This window comes from Streptomyces sp. SID5910, from assembly GCF_009862125.1.
GTDB lineage: Bacteria > Actinomycetota > Actinomycetes > Streptomycetales > Streptomycetaceae > Streptomyces.
Window position 1 is genome coordinate 1 of record NZ_WWHX01000939.1, and the last position, 4,360, is coordinate 4,360.

The 4,360-nt window shown below is 74.0% G+C and carries 3 protein-coding genes and 1 pseudogene; 2 read left to right on the forward strand and 2 right to left on the reverse strand.

The window, feature by feature from the left end; translation table 11 throughout:
- Window positions 1–150 precede the first annotated feature (150 nt).
- Window positions 151–813 carry a hypothetical protein gene (locus GTW67_RS33535; RefSeq protein ID WP_161168501.1) on the reverse strand — a complete coding sequence of 221 codons (663 nt, stop codon included), beginning with the start codon at window positions 811–813 and terminating at the stop codon, window positions 151–153.
- Window positions 814–976: 163 nt separating this feature from the next.
- Here GTW67_RS33535 and GTW67_RS33540 point away from each other — a divergent pair, with 163 nt between their 5' ends.
- On the forward strand, window positions 977–1,531 hold the full coding sequence (locus tag GTW67_RS33540) for a GNAT family N-acetyltransferase (protein WP_161168502.1): 555 nt from the start codon (window positions 977–979) through the stop codon (window positions 1,529–1,531).
- Here the strand turns inward: GTW67_RS33540 and GTW67_RS33545 are convergent.
- Entirely contained in the window at window positions 1,461–3,509 is a 2,049-nt protein-coding gene (locus GTW67_RS33545; protein ID WP_161168503.1) for an MDR family MFS transporter, read from the reverse strand. The genes GTW67_RS33540 and GTW67_RS33545 overlap by 71 nt on opposite strands.
- A 195-nt stretch (window positions 3,510–3,704) precedes the next feature.
- Here GTW67_RS33545 and GTW67_RS33550 point away from each other — a divergent pair.
- Window positions 3,705–4,360 (forward strand): annotated as a pseudogene (locus GTW67_RS33550) (peptidoglycan-binding domain-containing protein); the annotation flags it as partial.

Genomic DNA, 4,360 nt, shown 5'->3' on the forward strand with positions numbered 1-4,360 from the left:
TGGTGCCGCCCGCCGGGCGCGTACCGGACGCCGGGTCGATGCCGCCCGCCGGGCCCGTGCCCAGCGCGGCGTCACCTCGGGGGTCGGGGGTGTGCGGGTCTCGTTCGGCGGGGGTGCCGCCGGGCTGTCGGGTCACGTCGGACATGTGGCTCAACTCTCCTTCGGCTGGCGCTTGCTGAACGACCAGGCGTGGTGCGACCGGGCCGGTGCGGGGCGTTCGCCCTCCACCTCGGCCCGGTGCCGGCCGCCGTCGTGGCGGGACGGGCTCACCAGGTCCTCGAACAGGGCGCGCGCCTCGACGAGGGACGCGCGCATCTCCTCCGTGCCCGCGCCGCTGTCCTGCGCGCCGTCCACGCGGGCGTACGTCACGCGGTGCACGCGCCGGTAGCCGTCGACGTGGTGGGCGTGGTGCACGGACAGCGCGGCGAGCTGCTCCTCGTACTGTCCGCCGTCCGGGAAGCCGCGCGCTCCGGCGACCTCGGCGATCAGCCGGTCCGCCTCGCCGACCGCCTCACGCGGGGAGTCGACGAAGCGCTCCTGCGCCGCCGTCCAGCGCGCCTCGAACCGCTCGCGCTCGGCCGGGTCCAGCTGCCTCGTGTGCAGCGACCCGTGCCGCTCGACGCGCTCGGCCAGTTCACGCTCGGCGGCCTTGGTGTCTCCGTCGTGCCGGGCCACGGCCCGTTCGTACTCGGGCCCGAAGCGCCGCTTCAGGTTTCCGCCGTGGGAGCCCCGCGTGCGCGAGGCCAGGACGGCCGCGACGACGAGTACGGCCGCCACGACCACGATCAGAGCGATGATCACGCCTGTGGACATGTGTGCCTTCCGGGTTCTCGGCCCTACCGGCTCTCCGAGCGGCCGGTTCGCACTCCGTGTTGCCGCGCAGGATCCCCTCAAACGGCGCACGGGAAGCGCCATCGGCGCATCGGTGGGAAAATACGCTCGCGCACCGGACCGGGCCGTCCCGACAATGCCCGTCATGACCTGGACCGTCGCCCCCGAACCGCCCGACTCCCCCGTCGCCGCCGCCCTGTGGCGCGCGTACTACACGGAGGTCAGCGACCGCTGGTACCTGCTGCACGAGGACCGGCGCACCGAACCGGCCGAGCTGGAGCGGGAGATCGCCGCGCAGTCCGGCGCCGACCTGGCCCCGCCGCGGGGCCGGCTGCTGGTGGCGCGGTACGCCGGTGAGCCGGCCGGCACCGCGGGCGTACGCCTGCTGGACGGCACGACGGCCGAACTGACCCGGGTGTTCCTCCGGGAGGACCTGCGCGGCCGGGGCGGCGCCGCGCTGCTCGTCGGGGCCGCCGAGGAGGCCGCGCGGGAGCTGGGCGCCGCGCGGATCGTCCTGGACACGCGCGGCGACCTCGTCGAGGCCCGCGCCCTGTACGCGCGGCTCGGCTACACGGAGACCGAGGCGTACAAGGACGACCCGTACGCCGAGCACTGGTTCACCAAGCCGCTCAGGCCGTCCTGGTCAGGCTGCGCTGGTCGTGCGGGCGCTCCCGCTCCGAGCCGCACAGCTCGCCGCTGAGCTCCTTCACCAGCCGCACCAGGTCGGTCGGCCGGTCCGGCCCCCACCAGTCGCCGAGCAGCTCGGCCAGCGACTCCTCGCGGGCCTTCGCCAGATGCGCGGCGTACTCGCGTCCCAGGTCCGTCAGGACCAGGTCGGGGCCCTCGCGGACGGCGAGGTGCCGTTCCTCCACCTGGCGGGCGGCGGCCATGACGGCGGCCAGCGGGACGGGGCTGCGCTCGGCGAGCACGGCCGGCTCCACCCTGCCGTACCGCCTGACCCGCAGCAGCATCCAGCTCGCCGCCGGCAGCAGGTCGTAGCCCGCGCGTTCGGTGATGCGCCGGTAGATCTCCCGGCGGCCCTCGCGGGTGCCGAGCACCGACAGGGCGCGGCAGACCTCGTCGTGCGAGGAGCGTTCGACCGGGTTGGTGGCGAAGGTCTCGGAGCCGTCGGGCGCCGTGACGGAGCCGCGCAGCCGGTCCTCCTTCAGGAACCAGGCCAGCGCGAAGCCGAGCAGGGCGACCGGGGCGGCGTACAGGAAGACGTCGGTGATGGCGGACGCGTAGGCGTGCAGGGCCTCCGGGCGCAGGGCGGGCGGCAGGGCGCCGATGCCGCGCGGGTCGGCCTTGAGCGAGTCCGCGGAGACGCCGGGCGGCAGCTGCGTGCCGCGGAAGGCGTCGGTGAGCTCGGTGCCGAGGCGGCTCGCGAAGACCGTGCCGAAGATGGCGACGCCGAAGGCCGCGCCGATGGAGCGGAAGAAGGTGGCGCCGGAGGTGGCGACGCCCAGGTCCTCGTAGGGGACGGCGTTCTGCACGATGAGGACGAGGACCTGCATCACCAGGCCGAGGCCCAGGCCGAAGACGAAGAAGTAGGCGCTCATCTCGGCGGTCGAGCTGTTCTCGTCGAGCCGGTGCAGCAGGAGCAGGCCGAAGGTGGTGACGGCGGTGCCCGCGACGGGGAACACCTTCCAGCGGCCGGTGCGGCTGACGATCTGCCCGGAGCCGGTCGAGGCCAGCAGCACGCCGACCACCATCGGCAGCATGTGCACACCGGACATCGTCGGGCTGACGCCCTGCACGACCTGGAGGAAGGTGGGCAGGTAGGTCATCGCGCCGAACATCGCGAAGCCGACGACGAAGCTGATGATCGCGGACAGGGTGAAGGTGCGGACGCGGAACAGCTTGAGGGGCAGGACGGGTTCGGCGGCCTTGCGCTCCACCGCCACGAACACGGCGGCCAGGACGACGCCGAGCACCGCCAGGCCGATGATCTGCGGCGAGCCCCACGCCCAGGTCGTGCCGCCGAGCGAGGCGACCAGCACCAGGCAGGTGGCGACGGAGGCGATGAGCAGGGTGCCGAGGTAGTCGATGACGTGCCGGGTCGCGCGGTGCGGGATGTGCAGGACAGCGGCGATCACGGCGAGGGCGACGACGCCGACCGGCAGGTTGATGTAGAAGACCCAGCGCCAGTTCAGATGCTCGGTGAAGACCCCGCCGAGCAGCGGCCCGAGCACGCTGGTCGCGCCGAACACCGCGCCGAACAGGCCCTGGTACCGGCCGCGTTCACGCGGGGAGACGAGGTCGCCGACGATCGCCATCGACAACACCATCAGCCCGCCGCCGCCGAGGCCCTGGAGCGCGCGGAAGGCGATCAGCTCGCCCATGCTCTGCGCGACGCCGCACAGCGCGGAGCCGACCAGGAAGATCCCGATCGCCGTCTGGAACAGCCTCTTGCGTCCGTACTGGTCGCCGAGCTTGCCCCACAGCGGGGTCGCGGCGGTCGCGGCCAGCATGTACGCGGTGACCACCCAGGACAGGTGCTCAAGCCCGCCGAGGTCGCTGACGATGGTGGGCAGCGCCGTCGACACGATGGTCTGGTCGAGGGCGGCGAGCAGCATGCCGAGGAGCAGGGCCCCGATCGAGACCAGGACGCTGCCGGAGACCTGTTCGCGGTCCTCGGGCCGCACCGGCTCCGTCACTTCGCGCACATCCGCTGCCATTGAAGACCTCCCGGCGCTGTTCCAGGGGTGCCGCCAGGGTGCTGTCACCCCACTCCATCCTGATCGGTGTGACCGCTTATGGCCTGTTCAGTCCTGCGGAAGGCGGGTGTTCCGGGGGGCGTGTGCGCGTGAGTGTGGAGAAGATCTGCATAATCTCTGGAGTTCGCGAGGGGAGTCGCGAGGGGAGGGACGAGCGTGGAGCAGCAGCAGGAGCCGTCGCGGGAGCCGCACGGGACGGCGCGGTGCCCGGAGTGCGGGACGCCCAGGGAGGCGGACAACACCCCGTCCTGCGCCTGCGGGTCCCGCGCGGCCGACGCACTGCGCGACGCACGCGCGGAGCAGGCCGCGGCCGCGGAGGACTTCGACCCCCTGCGGATCCGGCCGTACGTCGAACTGGACGGCACCGGCGAGCCGGACGGCGCCGGGGAGCCGGGCGGCGCCGGGGAGCCGGGCGGCGCCGGCGAGCTGGGCGGCGCCGGTGAGCGCACGGTGCCGCAGGAGGCGGACGCGACGATGGTGCTGCGCGCCGTCGAGCCCGAGAGGCCGGCCGCGCTGCCCACCCCCATGTCCCCCTCGGCGGGTGCGCCCAGCGACCACGACCTGCGCCTGTTCGACACGACGGCGCCGCTGGAGCCGGTGCCGGTGCCGGACATTACGGACGGCCCGCGACCGCGCGGACGGCGGCGGGGCGTGCTGCTCAGCGCCGCCGGGGCGCTCGTGGTGGTGATCGGCGCGGCCGGCTACGCGAGCGGCCTGTTCTCCTACGAGTCGCCGTCCCGGGACGGCGCGCTGCCGACCGAACTCCGGGCAAGCGTCCCGCCCCCGTCGGCCCCGACGCTCCAGTCCCCGAC

Bases quoted from the DNA above. Each gene is read 5' to 3' on its own strand.
- GTW67_RS33535 (WP_161168501.1), bottom strand. From the start codon at position 813: ATGTCCACAGGCGTGATCATCGCTCTGATCGTGGTCGTGGCGGCCGTA.
- GTW67_RS33540 (WP_161168502.1), top strand. From the start codon at position 977: ATGACCTGGACCGTCGCCCCCGAACCGCCCGACTCCCCCGTCGCCGCC.
- GTW67_RS33545 (WP_161168503.1), bottom strand. From the start codon at position 3,509: ATGGCAGCGGATGTGCGCGAAGTGACGGAGCCGGTGCGGCCCGAGGAC.